Genomic DNA, 17,671 nt, shown 5'->3' on the forward strand with positions numbered 1-17,671 from the left:
TGTTCAGACCTTGCCGTCACCGAGAATGCCTAGGTAACTCTGGGGCTTCTTGAATGCTTCTTCGTCCAATCGCCATGCCTTGGCTTCCGGTAGGACGTCGCCCGTGTTGCCGAACAACGAGTCCATGGAATAAGTGGCAGGCTCGACGAAACGGAATCCCTTGTCTTTGCGATGGTCGTTCAGGACCCACGCAATGCGCTGCCAGTCTTCAAAGAAGTATTCCTGAAGCAGCGGGATGATCTGCTTCAGGAAGATGCTCGACAGCCTCGACAGGTCGTTGCTGTTCTCGAGGGACATGAAATAGGCATGCCCAAGCTGGTGGTCACGATCGAGCAAGATCTCGATGCGGCGGTTCATCGTCTCAAGTACAGCCGACATGTCGATTTCGGCCACTTTGATGCCTGTCAGCTTGTCCGGCCTGGGGGGCATTTCCACAAAGTCGAAGCGTCGACGAAGCGCTATATCGAGGCCGGCCAGTGAACGGTCAGCCGTATTCATGGTACCGATCAGGTACACGTTATCCGGCACGCTGAATGGATTTTTCGAGTAGGGCAGCAAGACCTCCAGCGCCTCGGCAGCGCCAGAGCGCTTGGATGGCTCGATCAGCGTGATCAGCTCGCCAAAGATTCGCGAGACGTTGCCCCGATTGATCTCGTCGATGATCAACACACGGGGATGATCGACGCCCGCTGCGCCGTTCTCCGCCTTCAGAAGTGCCCGCAGCTTGTCGTGGTTGATCGAGCCCGAGTGCAGTTCATAGGTCGTCTTCTGTTGGAAGCGGTTTTCCATCAGCGCGCCGTAGGGCAAGGCGGGCTTATAGGCGCGCAGCCAACGTACAGTTCGCGCCTGGGAGTAGTTGTCGCTCTCACGAGCAACCAACTGATAGTCGCCGGTGATCTCGCCAATGGCGCGGAACTTCAAGTTGCCTTCGCTCACGACAACGAGGTCGCCCTTCTTCATCTGGCGGACAAAGGTGTTGATGGCCGTGATCGGGTAGTCGCCCAGCGAAAGCGGATCACCGGAGGCGGCAAACACCTTCTGGATGTCTTCGCGGGATTGGCACTGAGAAAAGTCTGCATTGTTGCCAAAGCCCATCAGGGCAAGGCCTTTCTCCATGCACTCCTCGTAGATGTGTCCCTCGGTGTTCGAGTCGCCCAGCGACAACTTCCAGATGCGCCGTCCCGACAGGTCCAGTGGGGCGTCATCGCTCCTTCGTACCAGCCGGGTGCGTGCGGATTCACAGAGCTCCTTGAATACGCCGTCTTCCACGTCATAGCGGATCTGCCTGGTATCGGGATCAGAGCTCGCGCTCAAGCCCTCGACGAAGTTCTCGTAGCTGAAGCTCTGGTGGAATGTCACGAATTGCACAAGGCCTTCCTTTGCCAGTTCGTCGTAGCGCTGCTTGAGCGTCTTCCGACGCTCATCGCCTTCGTCGTCGCCCAACCGAAAAAGAAATGAAGGGTCCAGAATTTCCAGAGCCTTCTCGATGGCTTGGTAGGTCTTCCCTGTCCCTGGCGGTCCGAAAAGGATCTGGTTCAAAGGGGGGCGCTCGGCGGCACAGTCTTTCGCCGAGGTCGCAGTGGAGGTTGTTGCAACCGGCGCCACCGGACCGACTGCATGGGTCGCCACCTTGGAAGACAAAAGGTAGGTCCCATTGCCGTCCTGAGTGACGGTGATGACGTCACCGGCCGCTGCACCAATGTCCTTGAAGTAGCTACCCAGCCGGTGACGTAGTCGACCGCTGCCGGGGCTTGAAACGCGTATGTCGGTATCGAACTCCAGGCCTGAGTCGGTGCGGAAGTGAGCCGTGTCGGCGATGTCATCCGGCGTCTTGCCGCCGTACATGGTCTCCGGGAACGGTGCGGAGATGAGGTTGACCGGGAGATAGCCGTTCTTGACAGCTCCCTCGCTCAGCTTGACGACAAACGGTGTGTTGGCCACCCAGTCTTTCCAGAGCCGTTCGCTGAACGCGAAGATGCTCTCATCCGCCAAGCGCAATTTCGCGAGGGATCGATAGAGCTCACTTTGAGGTGTCGTGCTATCCGAAGCCGGCAGGCCGAGAAAGTGCAAAAGAGGCTTGCGCACGTATACGCAGGGGATGCTCGGGTTCTGCAGCGGCTGATAGTGAAAGGCAATTTTCCAGCGATAGGCTGCGCCGAGCGGGCTGCTGTCGATCTCGTCCAGGCGGCCGTCACGAGCGGCCTCGGCAACGGCTACCACATGGCCACGGATGGCCTGAAATGCCTCTTCGGGAGAGCTGCCGAATCGCCGGTACCACCCGTAGTGGTCATCGTAAGCCAGTGACGTGTCGCCCTCGCGCGCGACGGTGTCTTTGCGGGAGAAGATCGCGAACTTGAAGGCGGAGCCCCCCGCGATGCTGCCGTAATCAATCAGCCGGAATTCCAGCCAATAGATGAAGCAGTCCTTGTCACCCGCCGTGGTGTACTGGGCCAGGGTCATGTCGCGTAGTCGCTCCAGCGGCCACACCTGAAGAAACTCGCACCACAGCGTGTCGTCTGTGCTGAAGGCCATGGGTCAAAACTCCATCGTGGTTTGTTGCATCGTGCGAGGCGGGAGGCCGAGGGGCACGACATCGTTATGGCGCATCCATCCGAGCCACTTGTGCAGCTCGGCGGGCGCAAAGCGCTGCTTGCTGGCGTGCCAGTGCTCGCGCACCTCTTTGACGATCCAGCCATCGTGCGGCGTATGGCCATCGAGCAGGGCATCATTCCAGGCGGCGAAAAGGGTGGCGATGATCTCGACCTGTTCGGTATTCAATCCGCCCATGAGATCGATCAGTCGATCCATCTCGGCGCGCGAATCGCCAAGCACGGCGACGCCTTCTTCGGCCAACGCCTTGATGGCTTTGCCGGGCACGTAGCTCACCTTCTCGTGGCCGGAAGGAAGTGTCTCGACGCTGTGGGTGTACCAGCCAGCGAGCTCCGCCTGCTTTTCCAACGCGTAGATGTCAGTGTCCAGTGGGCCGGCTGCTTGGCGCATGTAGCGGCCTCCCAGCTTCAGGCCAAGGCGTGATTCGGCCAGATAGAGATGCTTCATGTGCGCGGTACGGCCGAAGTTTCGCCTGGAGGCGAGACGCGAGACCACGTAGCCACTTACGGCCGCGCGTGGTTCTGCGATATTCACCGTGGGAGCAGGGGCCAGCGCTTCGTGTAGCAGCGCGTCGAGCAGGCGGCTGCGGGTGGTTTCACCGGTGGTGAGGCTGGCTTCCAATTGGTCGCACAGCGCCATCAGCTCATCGACTTTGGCAACTATGCGGCGCTGTTCGGCAAGCGGCGGGACGGGGAGTGGTAGAGGCTTCAACTTGGATGCTTTGATTCCCTTGGCAGTCATGCCCGTTGACTGTTCCTCAATGCTTAATTGCATCAAATCACTCATCAACGAGAACATCATGAACTTCGTATCGGCGTTGCCGTAAGGCTGAAGACAGATGGCACGTTGAGCCATGGCGAAGGGCTCGTCGATATTGTTTAGGCAGACATTTCCCAAGGGCGCCTCGGTAGTGAAGAAGATATCCCCTTGTTTGGGAAATCCTCGGGTCATCCATTTTTCGAAAGTGCCTTTCGAAACGAACTCACGCGGCTCACGGCTTAGGAAGCCCATGCGAATGTTTTTCGCTGTGATCAGAGGAATGCCTGCGCTTGTCTTTGTCGGCGTATTCCCTCGATAGTCGATGAAAAGGAATAGGTTTTCGAAAGACTGAACGCTCCACCCCTGAGGCAGGGGCATTCGAATATCTTCTGGCATCGGGTCGGGTGCGGCTTTGATACGAGCATCACCAGTATTGAGCTTGGCTTCTACCTTTGCCTTAGCAATCGCTTTCACGAACTCAGACGCCGGCTCATCTGTTGCATCTTGCGGCACGAGTTTGCCGCGGACGGCGAGGTTGAGGATGGTTTGGCGGAGTTGTTTGATCTGGTCGGGGCGGGTGGTGAGGGCCGGGAGGGCGTCGAGGGCGAAGCGGGCGTCGGCGGGGAAGGTGTCGGGATCGGGGGTGTTGAGGCGGGCCAGGCTGGCCGCCGCCAGCCGGTCGCGCGTGGCCTCGCGCTGCGCCCGCGCCGCTTCCAGCTGGTCGCACAGCGCCATCAGCTCATCGACCTTGGCGACGATGCGCTGTTGCTCCGCTAGCGGCGGTAGCGGGAATGGCGAATAGGCAAAGTAGTCGGTCGGCACACGCTTCTGCCCCGCAGTGCCTGTCATCCTCGGGATACCTGATTCGATGAAGTGCGGGCTCTTGAGAAAAACGAGCACGTAGTCTGGATTAATCAATAGCGGCCGAACGACGTGCAATTCGGTCGTGCCACTCCCCAGCTTCCCAGCCAAATTTCTGAATACGGTGGACTTGCCGTTCTCGAAGCAGGGAGTGATCTTCGCCAGCCCAACATCACCTTCGGAAAAATGCGTATAGCCCCTCTTGATTTCCCGCCATAAGCGAACCTCATGGCCGTTCGGTTTCCCGTACTCGGCGGAAATCAGGTTCATCGGGACAAAAGACGCCTGCATATCGTCAGCTGCGTCGTTGCGCGGGCTCAGAATCCCGATCTCGGCGATCTGTGACCATGCCCAACCAGATGGGATCGCAAAAGGCGCCTCTTCAGACGGTGGCGCCGGCTTTGCCTTTCTGATGGTCCCTGCTTGGATAAGTCGCGTCTTCTCGGCAGTGATCCTCTCCAACAGCTTGGCGGCGGGCTCGTCACCTGACTCCTGTGCTACCAGTTTCCCGCGGACCGCTAGATCGAGCACAAACCGCCGGAGCCGCACGATCGCATCCGGCGCGTCAGCAATCCGCGCGTAGTGCGCCAGCAAACCTTCCGCATTCATCGCGCCAGCGCCTCGGCCAGGATCGCCTTCAGCTGGTCGCGCAACCGCGCCGTCTCAGCTTCGGCCGCATCCAGTTCGGCAAGCAGGGCTTTCGGGTCGCCGTGATCTTCGGCCTCGGTGTGCGGATTCTTGATATCGAGGTTGTAGCCGCGGGCCTTTACCTCATCCGCAGTGACCTTCCATGCCTGGGGTGTTTCCACCCGGCCTTCGCGGCAGGCGCCGCCCCACCAGTCGACGCAGTCCTGCAGGTGCTCGATCTTGATCGGCCGGGTCATGGAATAGGCCTTCTGGCCTTCGGGTACGCGGTGCTCGTAGTACCAGATGTCCTGCGTGGGGCTGCCCTTTTCGAAGAACAGCAGATTGGTGCCGATGCTGGCGTAGGGTTTGAACACGCTGTTGGGCAGTCGCACGATGGTGTGCAGGCTGCACTCTTCCAGCAGGTGCTCCTTGAGCCGGGTCTTCACCCCTTCGCCAAACAGCGAACCGTCCGGTAGCACGATGGCCGCGCGGCCGCCGGGCTTGAGCAGGCGGATGAACAGCGCCAGGAACAGGTCGGCGGTTTCCTTGGTGCGGAAGTGCGCGGGGAAGTTGGATTCGATGCCGTCCTCTTCCTTGCCGCCAAAGGGCGGGTTGGCAAGGATGATGTCGACGCGCTCCTTCTGTTCCCAGCTGATGTAGGGCCGGGCCAGGGTGTTGTCGTGCTGCACGAAGCTGGGGTCTTCGATGCCGTGCAGCAGCATGTTGGTGACGCACAGCATGTGCGGCAGCGGCTTTTTCTCCACCGCACGCAGGCCCGCTTGCAGGGCCTCTTCGTCGGCCACCGATTTCACGTAGTGGTCGCGCATGTGGCGGATGGCGCAGGTGAGAAAGCCGCCCGTGCCGCAGGCGGGGTCGAACAGCTTTTCGCCGGGGTGCGGGTCGATGCGGTCGACCATAAAGGCGGTGACCGCGCGCGGGGTGTAGTACTCGCCGGCGTTGCCCGCGTTCTGCAGGTCGTTGAGCAACTGCTCGTAGACCTCCCCGAAGTGCTTGCGCTCGGCCAGGTCGTTGAAGTCTACCGTGTTGATCTTGTTGATTACCTGACGCATCAGGTGGCCGGACTTCATGTAGTTGTAAGCGTCTCCAAATAGGCTGCGGATGACGCGGGCGCGGTTGGCCTGCTTGCCCAGCGCGGGCAGTTCCTTGAGTGCGGGAATCAGGTCGTCGTTGACGAAGGCCATCAGCGTGTCGCCGGTGTCACCCTCGGGATCGGCGGCCCAGTTCCGCCACTGTAAGCGCGGCGGGATTGGCGAGGTGAAGCCGTCCTGCATAAGCTCCAACTGCTGATCCTGGTCGTCGATGATCTTGAGGAAGAACATCCAGCACAGCTGGGAGAGGCGCTGGGCGTCGCCATCGACGCCGACATCCTGGCGCATGAGGTCCTGGATGGATTTGACGGTACTGCGGGGTGACATGGGTTACTTACCTAAAGGCTTGAGGAGCTTGAAGAGTGGATCGCGAGCGTCTGGGTAGAGGGCGCCGCGCTCGACTTTGGGGAAGTTTGGATCCGCCCAGAAGGAGCGCAGATCGAGACGAAACTTGGCAATCAGCCTCCGGCCAAAGTCGATCTCATAGTGCTTGTAGTGCTGCTTTTGATCGAAGTCGGGCATCTCAGGGTATTCCCCCAGCAGGAAACCTTCCTGGATATACGGGCGAACGGCGTTGGGCGGGCAGATTCCCGCTAGCTTGACTGTTTGCAGGCCCGCTTCAGCGCTTGCGCTGATCACGCCGCTGATGTTTGGCACCGCTAGTACATAAAAAAACGCGGTGGGGACTTCTCCCATAGAGGCGAACGAGGCGGCGACCCGAATGGATTGCGACACATCGAGGAGTGGTGTTCCGCATATTTCATAGTGCTGGAGAATCGACCATCGGAGGATGCGGTGCCGCGCAACCCGCTGTCTGCCCAAGACCTTTTTGTGTTCAAAGATATCCACCAAGCGCCGTTCGAAATGCTTAAGCCGCTGGAACCTCAACCCTAGTTCATCTGGGCCGGGAGGATTAAGAGGGTGATTGGCATCAGACCGAAGAACGCCCGGCTTCAGCGTTGTATTCCGCAAGCGATTCTTGAAGTCGCTGGCTTGCCCTCTGAAGAGGAGCACGTGCTCTCGGTTATGAAATTGAAGGTCGGCAACCTTCTTCGCCAGCTCTAGATATGATGAAACAGGGTGGCCGCCGCCTGCCCGGATTTCGCTATTGGTGGCGGCTCTTATCTTTTTCGCCTCGTCAAAGTAGGCGAAGACACTGGTCTTTCCAACTTGCTCCATACCTAAGCCGTCTCGTCGTAAAGCGCGTTCTGCAGCTCGTGCACGGCGTTTTCGAAGCCGGCCTTGCTGCCAAAGGGTTTGATCAGCTGGATGGGTGTGCCCATCGCGTTGAAGGGCGGGATCTCCAGCACCCGCACGTTATCCAGATCGGTGACTACGCCTTCATCTCGATATTTGGCGAGCAGCGCTTCCAGCACGGCGCAGGCCTGCGGGCCGTACTTGGTGAACACGTCGCGCTTGGTCACGCTGTCGGCGCGCTCGCGGCGGCTGAGTGGCGGCTGGTCGAAGGCGATATGGCAGATCAGGTCGAATGGGTCGAGATCCTTGCCCACTTCTTCCTGCAGGGGTTCCAGCAGCAAGCCTTCCTCGGCCAGCTCCGCGATGACCGATTCCTTGCGCTCGGCTTCGCGCCAGCGGCGCAGGAAGGCATCCAGACTGGTGAAGTGGCGACGGATTGCGTTGCGGCTGTAGTCGCGAAGGGACTCCGTAACCAGTTTGCCGGATTCGTCGAGGTACTCCACACGCTCCAGAACTACGGTCACCGGGCGCTGTTTGACGTAGAACTTACGCGGCTGGTCGTCATCCACACCGGGCGGTGGAATCGCCGGCGGTGGCTGATCGACGATGGTTTCCTCGCCGGTGGGCTGCGATGGCAGTGGGTTGCCCTCCTCGTCGAGGGGGACGTCTTCCGGTGGCACCGGCGAGTCGTATTCATCGGGCTGGTAAATCTGCACCGGTTCGCCGTCGAAGTCCGGATCGGCGAAGTGGTTGGTGGCCTTTCGGAAGTCCACCAGGGTGAAGTAATACTTGTGCGTGTCCTCGTGCACGCGGGTGCCACGCCCGACGATCTGCTTGAACTCCGTCATGGAGCCGACTTCGCGATCCAGCACGATCAGGCGGCAGGTTTGCGCATCCACCCCGGTGGAGAGCAGCCGCGAGGTGGTGACGATGACTGGATAGGGGGATTCCGGGTCGATAAAGTTGCCGAGCTGCGCGGTGCCTTCGTTGTCGTCGCCGGTGATGCGCATGACGTAGCGGGCGTTCTGCTGCACCAGATCGGCGTTCTCGTTGATCAGCGCCTGGCGCATGCGCGCGGCGTGCTCGGTATCAACGCAGAATACGATGGTCTTCTGAAAGCGGTCACCGCTCTGCTTGAGGTAGTCGGAGATCCACTTCGCCACCCGCTGGGTGCGCTCGTCGATCACCAGCGTGCGGTCGAAGTCCTTCTCGTTGTAGAGCCGGTCGTCGATGAGATATCCGTGCTTGTCGGTCTCGCCCGACTTGGGCCGGTAGCCCTGCACGTCGACATCCAGGTGCACCTTGATCACCTTGTACGGAGCCAGGAAGCCGTCGCTGATGCCTTGCTTGAGCGAGTAGGTGTACACCGGTTCGCCGAAGTAGTGGATGTTGGAGACGTACTCGGTCTCCTTGGGCGTGGCGGTGAGGCCGATCTGGGTTGCGCTACTGAAGTACTCCAGAATCTCCCGCCAAGCCGAATCTTCGGCTGCGCTGCCGCGGTGGCATTCGTCGATCACGATGAGATCGAAGAAATCCGGCGAGAATTCGCGGAACAGCTTCTGGCGTTCTTCCGGCCCGGTGATCGCCTGGTACAGGCCGAGATAGATTTCGTACGCCGGGTCGATGCGGCGCCTCTTGTCCAGCGCCAGCGTCAGCTCGATTTCAGTCCCGTCTGCTCGCTCGATCGTCTTGCTGGCAGTGCTGAGCTTGGCCATCGCCGGCCCGAACGGTCGAAAATCGTTGACCATGGTCTGGTCGACCAGCACGTTGCGGTCGGCCAAGAACAAAATGCGTTTCTTTTGACCGGCCTTCCACAGTCGCCAGATGATCTGGAACGCGGTATAGGTCTTGCCGGTACCGGTGGCCATCACCAGCAGGATGCGGTTCTGGCCCTTGGCGATGGCCTCGACGGCGGCGTTGATGGCGTTGCGCTGGTAGTAACGTGGTTCCTTGCCGCTGCCATCCTCGTAGTACGCCTGCAGGACAGTGCTTTCCTGTGCGGGCTGCAAGCCTTTCCAGCTTCGGTAACGGCTCCACAGTTCGTTCGGGCTTGGGAACTCGTCCATCGACAGCGACTGTTCAAGCGGCACCGAAACGCCGCTGCGGTCGTGGAACTGGAAGCCTTTGCCGTTTGAGGAGAAGACGTACGGGATGTCGAGCGTGGTGGCGTAGCCCAACGCCTGCTGCATGCCATCGCCGGCGGCATGAGTCTGATCCTTGGCCTCGATCAGGGCTAGCGGTAAATGCTTGTAGTACAGGACATAGTCGGCCCGCTTGGCCTTGCCGCGGGTGACCAACCGGCCGCGCACGATGATACGGCCTTTGGTAAAGCCCACTTCCTCACGAATTTGTGTCTGCACGTCCCACCCGGCAGCCACCAGCGCTGGGGTGATGAATTTGGTGCAGACGTCGCGTTCGCTCAGTTTTGCCCCTGCATCCACTGCCCTAGGCCCCTGGTCGCCCGTTCGAAGCGCGGGTGTCCCCAGAGCTTAACAAAGGATGCCTCAAATAATGCTTTCTGAGAGTTTTGGAAATTGGTCGGTTAGAAACAGGCCCTAAAGAGGTCTGTGTGCGATCCCTGTGGAGTTGGCAGCCGTCTAGAGATCGCGCGGCAGCTAACCAGCTCCTGTGGATGGCAGCGCCAAACTTCGAGAGAAATCCTTCAAAATTTGGCGCGAGCGCCAAACTTTCGAAGAATGCATAGAACTGCGTGCCGCGGATGTCTGGTGGGCCCACCAGGACTCGAACCTGGAACCAAAGGATTATGAGTCCTCTGCTCTGACCATTGAGCTATAGGCCCGCAGGCGACGAATGGTAGAGGAGTTGCCGGGGGCGTGCCAGCGCGGGCTTCTACGGAGGCGCATACGAAGAAGCCCCACGTCGGCGGGGCTTCTTCGTCATGCCGGCGTCGCCGCTTACTCCACGTCGAGGAACGAGCGCAGCTGTTCCGAACGGCTCGGGTGGCGCAGCTTGCGCAGTGCCTTGGCCTCGATCTGGCGGATGCGCTCGCGGGTGACGTCGAACTGCTTGCCGACTTCTTCCAGGGTGTGGTCGGTGTTCATGTCGATGCCGAAGCGCATGCGCAGCACCTTCGCCTCCCGCGGGGTGAGCCCGGCGAGCACATCGCGCACGGTTTCCATCAGGCCGGTTTCGGTCGCCGAGTCGATCGGCGAGCTGGCGTTGCCGTCCTCGATGAAGTCGCCCAGGTGGGAATCCTCGTCGTCGCCGATCGGGGTTTCCATCGAGATCGGTTCCTTGGCGATCTTCAGCACCTTGCGGATCTTGTCCTCGGGCATCTCCATTTCCTTGGCCAGCTCTTCCGGCGTCGCCTCGCGGCCGAACTGCTGCAGCATCTGGCGGGAAATGCGGTTCAACTTGTTGATCGTCTCGATCATGTGCACCGGGATGCGGATGGTGCGGGCCTGGTCGGCGATCGAGCGGGTGATCGCCTGGCGAATCCACCAGGTAGCGTAGGTCGAGAACTTGTAGCCGCGACGGTACTCGAACTTGTCCACCGCCTTCATCAGGCCAATGTTGCCCTCCTGGATCAGGTCGAGGAACTGCAGGCCGCGGTTGGTGTACTTCTTGGCGATCGAGATCACCAGGCGCAGGTTCGCCTCGACCATTTCCTTCTTGGCGCGGCGGGCTTTCGCCTCGCCCGAAGCCATGGCGCGGTTGATGTCCTTGATGTCGATCAGCGGCAGGAATAGCTTGCGCTCGATCGCGGCGAGCTTTTCCTGCTCGGCGTCGATCGCCTCGCGGTGGGTCTTGATGTTCGGCGACCACTTCTGGCGCTTGCGGCTGAGCTCGGCCACCCACTCGGGGTTGCCCTCGTTGCTGGGGAAGGCCTTGATGAACTCGGCCTTGGGCATCTTCACCTGCTTGACGAAGATGTCCATCAGCACGCGCTCGTGGTGACGGATGTCGTTGACCACCTCGCGCAGCTTGCGCACGAAGCCGTCGATCAGCGCGGATGGCAGCTTGAGCTTGAGGAATTCCTCGGCCATCTGGTCGCGCAGCTTGACGATCTTCTTGTCGGTGATGCTGGCGGCCCTCGGCGCGGCCTTCTGAAACTTGGCGTAGTGCTCGCGCAGCAGCTCCATGCGGCGCTTGACCTCTTCCGGGTCGGGACCGCTGGGGCCGGCTTCTTCCTCGTCCTCGGTGGCGGTCTCGTCGTCGTCCTCGTCGCCTTCCTCGCTGTCTTCGACTTCCGGGGCCAGCAGCGCGGCGGCTTCCTTCTCCTTGCGGGCGAGGTCGGCGGCTTCCTCCAGATCGAGGAAGCCGGCCAGGATCTCGCTGAGGCGGCGCTTGCCGTCCAGGTGCTGGTCGTATTCCTCCAGCAGCAGCTCGATGGTCAGCGGGAAGCTGGCCAGCGCGGTCTGCACCTGGCCCAGGCCTTCTTCGATGCGCTTGGCGATGGCGATCTCGCCCTCGCGGGTGAGCAGCTCGACTGTGCCCATCTCGCGCATGTACATGCGCACCGGGTCGGTGGTGCGGCCCACCTCGGAATCCACCGCGGAGAGCAGCGCCACGGCTTCCTCGGCGGCGGCTTCGTCGTCGGTGCTGCTGCCGGCCTTGTCGGCCAGCGGGTCGGTATCCGGCGCGGCGTCGTGCACTTCGATGCCGACGCCCTTGAGCACCGCCATGATGTCTTCGATCTGCTCGGGGTCGACGATGTCGTCGGGCAGGTGGTCGTTGATCTCGGCGTAGGTCAGGTAGCCCTGCTCCAGGCCCTTGGAGATGAGCGCCTTGATTTCAGACTGTTGCTCGTGGGGAGCTTTGCTATTCATTCACCGACCGCCGCAAGGTTCAAGAACCGGACATTATAGCGATGTGCTGCTTTTTTGACCAGTTTTCAAGTGGAAAAAGGCTGCGATGGGGTACGCAAAAATCGCGCCAAATCGCGGTGTTGCCGTGTCTTTGCCCGCACCGGGCCGTGCATCGCGCGCCGGCGTCCGTTCAGCCGGTGTCGAGCCAGAAAGTCACCGGGCCATCGTTCACCAGCCGGATCACCATATGGGCGCCGAAGCGCCCGGTTTCCACCCCCGGATGCGCGGCGCGGGCCAGCTCCAGCAGCCGCTCGAACCAGCGCCGGCCATGCTCGGGCGGCGCCGCGCTGGTGAAGCTGGGGCGCATGCCGGAACGGGTGTCGGCGGCCAGGGTGAACTGGCTGACCAGCAGCAGGGCGCCGCCGATGTCGGCGAGCGAGCGGTTCATCTTGCCGTTGGCATCGGCGAACACGCGGTAGCCGAGCAGGCGCTCCAGCATGCGTTTCGCCTGCGCCTCGCCGTCGTCGGGCTGCACCGCCACCAGCGCCAGCAGGCCGGGGCCGATCGCGCCGACCGTTTCATCGCCGACACTGACGCTGGCGGACAGTACGCGCTGGATCAGGGCAATCATGGATTCGGGATTCGGGATTCGGGATTCGGGATTCGGGATTCGGGATTCGCATGAGCATAAGCGAAGGAGGGCTGGCGGCGGTGCGTGTCCTCTACACTTTCGGCCATGCGCCCGGACATCTACCTGATCTATCTGCTGCTGCGACTGCTGGCGCTGCTGCCGCTGCGCATGTTGCATGGCCTGGGTGCCGCCCTGGGCCGGCTGCTGCTGTGGTGCGGCGGCCGCACGGTGCACAACACCGCAGCGAACCTGGCAATCGCGCGCCCGCAGCTGGATGACAAGGCGCAGGCCGCGCTGCTGCGCGAGGTGCTGGCCGAGAGCGGCAAGTCGGCCTGCGAGATCGTCAAGGTCTGGGGCGCCGGCGCCGGGCGCGCGCTGGCGCTGGTGCGCGAGGTGCGTGGCGAGGCGCTGCTGGATGCTGCGCTGGCTGCCGGCAAGGGGGTGATCATCGCCGCGCCGCACCTGGGCTGCTGGGAGCTGCTCAACTACTGGCTGTGTGGCAAGACGCCGATGGCGATCCTGTACCGGCCGCCGCGGATCGCCGCGGTCGAGGGCCTGCTGCGCAAGGTGCGCGGCGCGCTGGCGCCGGAGCAGGTGCGCGCCGACGGTGCCGGCGTGCGCACGCTGTACAAGCGGCTGGCCGCCGGCGGCACGGTGGGCATCCTGCCGGACCAGAAGCCACGCGCGGGCGAGGGCCAGATCGCGCCGTTCTTCGGCCGCGAGGCGCTGACCATGGTGCTGCTGCCGCGGCTGGCCGCGCGCACCGGCGCGACCGTGCTGTATGCGTTCGCCGAGCGGCTGCCGCGTGGCACCGGCTACCGCATCCATCTGTTGCCGGCGCCGCCGGAGCTGACCGACCCCGCGCTGGAGGTGGCCTGCGCGGCACTCAATCGAGGCGTGCAGGCATGCGTGGAGCTGGCTTTCACGCAGTACCAGTGGCAATACAAGCGCTTTTCTGCCGACGGCCTGGTCAGCCCGTACGACCGCCAACACGGCTAGCCGTGCATCGGACTGGCGCTCCGGCGCCGCGCCAGGCTGCGCGGCGCCGCTCATACCGACAACGTGCGACCGCCGTCCACGCGGATGATCTGCCCGGTGACGTACCGCGCATCGCGCAGCAGCCACAGCACGGTGCCGGCGACGTCGTCCGGCGTGCCGGCGTGCTGCAGCGGCGTGCGTGCCAGCATCGCCTGCTGGTCGGCGTAGGGCTTGCTGTCGCTGGGCCACAGCACCGCACCGGGCGCCACGCCGTTGACGCGCACCTCGGGCGCCAGTTCCAGCGCCAGCGAGCGGGTCATCGCAGCCAGCGCGGCCTTCGCCATGCAGTACACCGCGTGTTCCGCCAGCGGCCGTTCGGCGTAGATGTCGACCATGTTGACGATGCCGCCACGCGCTTCGCGCAGCGCCGGGATCGCCGCCTGGCTGAGGAAGAACGGCGCCTGCGCGTTGGAGGCAAACAGCGCGTTCCACTGTTGCGGCGTCGTCGTGCCGAGCGGGGTGGGAAAGAACGCCGAGGCGTTGTTGACCAGTGCGTCGAGCCGGCCGTAGTGCGCCAGTAATTGTTCGATCAGCGCCGGCAGGGCCGGCAGCTCGGCCAGTTCGGCCTGCAGCAGCAGGGTGCTGCCGCCGCGTTGCCGCTCCAGTTCGTCAGCCAGCGCGCGGGCGTCGTCGACGGAATGGCGGTAGTGCAGCGCCAGGTCGTAGCCGGCCGCATGCAGCGTGCGTGCGGTCACCGCGCCGACACGGCGACCGGCGCCGGTGATCAGCGCAACGGGACGATCGCGGCGTGGCGACATGTGCTGGCTCCGGCAGGGATGCAGCGCACAGCTTGCCGCAAAGCGGCGGCGACGTCATGAGTCGTCGCCGCCGTCATGGTGTTTTCGGCTTGCGCGGTCGGCGGGTTGCCTTGCGCGCGGCAGCGGCCAGCGTGCGTGCAGCGCCGGTCACGGCCTTGCCGGCCAGCCGGTCCGTCGCGCGGCGCGTGGGCGTTGCCATTGCCGTGGGTTGTGGGCCGCTGCTGTCGGCGGTGTCTTCCACCGCGATCTCCCCTTCGAACAGTTCGATTGCGGTGCCGGCGACTTGCCCGGTGTCGTAGTAGGCATACGCGCCGACGCCCAGCGCGCCGATCAGCGGCAGCCAGCGCGAGACGCCCTTGCCGAGTGTGCGCCCGGTCAACTTGATGCCGACCTGTTTCGCTATGCGTTCGAGCACGGTGTAGGACATGCGCCGGAACAGCAGCCGGTCGCCCATGCGCACCACCAGGTCGCGGAATGCCTGCGCCGCGGTGTGGCGGAACAGGCACCACATCATCTGCTCGCGCCCGAGGCTGGCGTGGCGGCCGTAGGCGGCGGCGATGTCGCTGACCATCTGCGCCTGGATCTTCCAGATCGCGATCATTTCCGGCAGCAAGGTCAGCCAGCCCAGCGGCCCCGGCGGCAGCGCCAGCGAGCCGGCGGCGAGCGCGGCGCGCTGGGCCGCGCGGCTGGCCAGCCGGCGGGCCTCGCTGGCGGGGTCCGGGGTGTTGCCGATCCTGCTGTCGGGCACCTGGCTGACGAAATCCAGGATCGCCTCGGCGATCCGGCCGTGGTCGGCCGGCGCGATGACAGCGGGTACCTGCTGGCTGCGCTGGGTCATGCGTGGCTCCGTGGGACGTTGCCGGTCGCGACATGCGTCCTTGCAGTCTAGAGACGTTGCATGAAGCGGGGATCAATGATTTCGCCGGAAGGCATGACTTCTGGCGCAGGCCGGGCGGAAAATTTATCAGTAATGTTATAACATTACAAAATAAGCGCCCTCATCTACCTCTGCCGGAATTGCCGATGAAACCTTCCCTGCTTGCCGTGAGTCTTGCCGTTGCCCTGGGTACAAGCATCGCGCATGCCGCCGACACGGCGCCGGCAATGGCTGCCCCCGCCGTCACTGCGATCGGGGGCGGTCCGATCGACGACGGCAGCCGCAACAAGCAGCCGGTCGAGGTGCAGAATCTGGGCGAAATCTCGGTTTCCGGCGCGCTCGACCAGGCACGCAACGCGCTGTCGCCGGATACCGGAAGCAGCCAGTACGTGATCGACCACAAGGCGATCGCACGGCTGCCGCTCGGCGCGTCCACGCCGCTGAATCAGGTGCTGCTGCAGGCGCCCGGCGTGGTGCAGGACTCCTATGGCGGCGTGCATGTGCGCGGCGACCACGCGAACCTGCAGTACCGCATCAACGGCGTGATCATTCCCGAGTCGATCGGCGGCTTCGGCCAAAGTCTGGACGCGCGCACGATCGACAGCGTGAAACTGCTCGACGGCGCGCTGCCGGCGCAGTACGGCCTGCGCACGGCGGCGGTGGTCGACATCACCACGAAGAGCGGCCACGACCTCGGCAACGGTGGCAGCGTCGGCCTCACCGGCGGCAGTAACGGCACGCTCAACCCGAACGCGTCGGTGTGGGGCAGCAACGATCGCTGGAGCTGGTTCTTCACCGGCAACTACATGAAGAACGACGCCGGCATCGAGAATCCCACGCCGAGCAAAAAGCCGATCCACGACCACACCAACCAGGTGAAGGGCTTCGGCGACATCAGCTACCTGATCGACAACGACACCCGCCTGAGCTTCCTGTTCGGCGTCGCCAACAACCGCTACCAGATTCCCAACAACCCCGGGCAGGTACCCGCCTTCGGCTACCACGACACGGTCGATTTCAACTCCGCCGACCTCGACGGACGCCAGCGCGAGAACACCCGCTTCGGCGTGCTGGCGCTGCAGGGCAAGCTGGGCGCGACCGACTACCAGGTGTCGGTGGGCCAGCGCTACAGCAGCCTCGCCTATGCGCCGGACCGGATCGGCGAGCTGATGTTCAACGGGGTCGCCTCCGACGTCAGCCGCAGCAACCGCGCCAGCACCCTGCAGGCCGACTTCGCCACCCCGCTGGGCGACCGCCACACGTTGCGCTACGGCGTCTACGGCAGCTTCGAGCGTGCGGTCAGTGGCAACGACGCATGGGTGTTCCCCGCCGACGCCGACGGCAACCAGACCAGCACCATGCCGATCAATATCCTCGACGGCAGCCGCCTCGTCGCGAAGACCTGGTCGGCCTACGTGCAGGACGAATGGGGCATCGGCGAGGACTGGACGCTGAACTACGGCCTGCGCGGCGACCGCTACCAGCTGGTGCGCGCGGAGAGCCAGCTGAGCCCGCGCCTGGGCCTGGTCTGGCAGGCCACCGGCAGCACCACCGTGCACGCCGGCTATTCGCGCTACTTCACTCCGCCGGCGACCGAGATGATCGCGAGCAGCAACATCGCGAAGTTCGAAGGCACCACCAACGCGGTGGCGGACAGCGGCAACAACACGCCACTGGCCGAGCGCTCGGACTACTTCGACGTCGGCGTCTCGCAGAACATCGGTTCGGCCTGGACCGTGGGCGTGGACGCCTACTACCGCAAGGTGCAGCGCCTGCAGGACGAGGGCCAGTTCGGCTCCGCGCTGGTCTACTCCACCTTCAACTACGCCGCCGGCCGGGTGAAGGGCCTGGAATTCACCGTCAACTACGAGCAGGGGCCGCTGTCGGCGTACTTCAATGCATCGCTGGGCAAGGCGATCGGCAAGCGCATCATCACCAGCCAGTACAACTTCGCGCCGGACGACCTGGCCTGGGTCAACCGCCACTGGATCTTCCTCGACCACGACCAGAAGCTCACCTCGTCCGGCGGCGTCAGCTATGCGCTGGACGCCACCACCCGGGTCGGCGCCGACTACCTGTTCGGCAGCGGCCTGCGCAAGGACGGCGCGGTGCCGAACGGTGCGTCGCTGCCGGCGTACTTCCAGCTCAACCTCAACGTCGCGCACGACTTCGCCTTCGATCGCTTCGGCAAGCTGCACGCGCAGCTGGCCTTGATCAACGCGCTGGACCGCACCTATGAACTGCGCGACGGCAGCGGCATCGGCGTCGGCGCACCGCAGTTCGGCCCGCGCCGCGGCGTATACCTGAGCCTGCAGAAGGATTTCTGAGGGACGGGAATAGGGAATGGGGAATAGGAACGGCAAGAGCGGCGAGTGGCGTCCCCAGCCCTTGAGTCGCAACCCTGAACTTGCAACGGCGTAGGGCGGGCACTGCCC

General features: G+C 63.2%; 11 protein-coding genes and 1 tRNA gene. 2 read left to right on the plus strand and 10 right to left on the minus strand.

The window, feature by feature from the left end:
- Positions 1-3 precede the first annotated feature (3 nt).
- The 8 genes from LRK53_RS01055 to dtd all read right to left on the minus strand — a co-directional run bounded on the left by LRK53_RS01055 (position 4) and on the right by dtd (position 12,563).
- Complete coding sequence (locus tag LRK53_RS01055; protein ID WP_235642448.1) at positions 4-2,532, minus strand: AAA family ATPase; 2,529 nt, start codon at positions 2,530-2,532, stop codon at positions 4-6.
- 3 nt (positions 2,533-2,535) lie between these two features.
- Positions 2,536-4,839 (minus strand): restriction endonuclease subunit S, encoded by a 2,304-nt coding sequence (locus tag LRK53_RS01060; RefSeq protein WP_081666511.1) that lies wholly within the window; start codon positions 4,837-4,839, stop codon positions 2,536-2,538.
- Positions 4,836-6,293, minus strand: coding sequence for a type I restriction-modification system subunit M (locus LRK53_RS01065; protein WP_027491212.1), 1,458 nt, complete (start codon positions 6,291-6,293; stop codon positions 4,836-4,838). The genes LRK53_RS01060 and LRK53_RS01065 overlap by 4 nt, the downstream gene beginning before the upstream one ends.
- A 3-nt stretch (positions 6,294-6,296) precedes the next feature.
- Positions 6,297-7,145: an FRG domain-containing protein gene (locus tag LRK53_RS01070; protein ID WP_037088747.1), complete on the minus strand. Its 849-nt coding sequence runs from the start codon at positions 7,143-7,145 to the stop codon at positions 6,297-6,299.
- Positions 7,146-7,147: 2 nt separating this feature from the next.
- Positions 7,148-9,604 carry an EcoAI/FtnUII family type I restriction enzme subunit R gene (hsdR, locus tag LRK53_RS01075; RefSeq protein ID WP_027491210.1) on the minus strand — a complete coding sequence of 819 codons (2,457 nt, stop codon included), beginning with the start codon at positions 9,602-9,604 and terminating at the stop codon, positions 7,148-7,150.
- A gap of 283 nt (positions 9,605-9,887) precedes the next feature.
- A tRNA-Ile gene (locus tag LRK53_RS01080) sits at positions 9,888-9,963 on the minus strand.
- Between the two features lie 115 nt (positions 9,964-10,078).
- The gene (gene rpoD, locus LRK53_RS01085) at positions 10,079-11,953 is read right to left on the minus strand and encodes an RNA polymerase sigma factor RpoD (protein ID WP_027491209.1); all 1,875 of its coding nucleotides are present in this window, start codon (positions 11,951-11,953) and stop codon (positions 10,079-10,081) included.
- Between the two features lie 169 nt (positions 11,954-12,122).
- A complete protein-coding gene (gene dtd, locus LRK53_RS01090) occupies positions 12,123-12,563 on the minus strand; it encodes a D-aminoacyl-tRNA deacylase (protein WP_027491208.1) in 441 nt (146 codons plus the stop codon).
- 105 nt (positions 12,564-12,668) lie between these two features.
- Between dtd and LRK53_RS01095 the strand changes: the two genes are divergently transcribed.
- On the plus strand, positions 12,669-13,562 hold the full coding sequence (locus LRK53_RS01095; RefSeq protein WP_027491207.1) for an LpxL/LpxP family acyltransferase: 894 nt from the start codon (positions 12,669-12,671) through the stop codon (positions 13,560-13,562).
- A gap of 50 nt (positions 13,563-13,612) precedes the next feature.
- Here LRK53_RS01095 and LRK53_RS01100 read toward each other — a convergent pair whose 3' ends face one another.
- A complete protein-coding gene (locus LRK53_RS01100; RefSeq protein WP_027491206.1) occupies positions 13,613-14,359 on the minus strand; it encodes a pteridine reductase in 747 nt (248 codons plus the stop codon).
- A gap of 73 nt (positions 14,360-14,432) precedes the next feature.
- Positions 14,433-15,197 (minus strand): hypothetical protein, encoded by a 765-nt coding sequence (locus LRK53_RS01105; protein ID WP_235642449.1) that lies wholly within the window; start codon positions 15,195-15,197, stop codon positions 14,433-14,435.
- Between the two features lie 185 nt (positions 15,198-15,382).
- Between LRK53_RS01105 and LRK53_RS01110 the strand changes: the two genes are divergently transcribed.
- On the plus strand, positions 15,383-17,563 hold the full coding sequence (locus LRK53_RS01110) for a TonB-dependent receptor (RefSeq protein WP_027491662.1): 2,181 nt from the start codon (positions 15,383-15,385) through the stop codon (positions 17,561-17,563).
- Positions 17,564-17,671 lie beyond the last annotated feature (108 nt).

Origin of the sequence: Rhodanobacter thiooxydans (assembly GCF_021545845.1) — a bacterium.
GTDB lineage: Bacteria > Pseudomonadota > Gammaproteobacteria > Xanthomonadales > Rhodanobacteraceae > Rhodanobacter.

Bases quoted from the DNA above. Each gene is read 5' to 3' on its own strand.
- LRK53_RS01100 (WP_027491206.1), bottom strand. From the start codon at position 14,359: ATGTCGCCACGCCGCGATCGTCCCGTTGCGCTGATCACCGGCGCCGGT.
- LRK53_RS01070 (WP_037088747.1), bottom strand. From the start codon at position 7,145: ATGGAGCAAGTTGGAAAGACCAGTGTCTTCGCCTACTTTGACGAGGCG.
- LRK53_RS01095 (WP_027491207.1), top strand. From the start codon at position 12,669: ATGCGCCCGGACATCTACCTGATCTATCTGCTGCTGCGACTGCTGGCG.
- LRK53_RS01110 (WP_027491662.1), top strand. From the start codon at position 15,383: ATGAAACCTTCCCTGCTTGCCGTGAGTCTTGCCGTTGCCCTGGGTACA.
- rpoD (WP_027491209.1), bottom strand. From the start codon at position 11,953: ATGAATAGCAAAGCTCCCCACGAGCAACAGTCTGAAATCAAGGCGCTC.
- dtd (WP_027491208.1), bottom strand. From the start codon at position 12,563: ATGATTGCCCTGATCCAGCGCGTACTGTCCGCCAGCGTCAGTGTCGGC.
- LRK53_RS01060 (WP_081666511.1), bottom strand. From the start codon at position 4,839: ATGAATGCGGAAGGTTTGCTGGCGCACTACGCGCGGATTGCTGACGCG.
- LRK53_RS01065 (WP_027491212.1), bottom strand. From the start codon at position 6,293: ATGTCACCCCGCAGTACCGTCAAATCCATCCAGGACCTCATGCGCCAG.
- LRK53_RS01055 (WP_235642448.1), bottom strand. From the start codon at position 2,532: ATGGCCTTCAGCACAGACGACACGCTGTGGTGCGAGTTTCTTCAGGTG.
- LRK53_RS01105 (WP_235642449.1), bottom strand. From the start codon at position 15,197: ATGACCCAGCGCAGCCAGCAGGTACCCGCTGTCATCGCGCCGGCCGAC.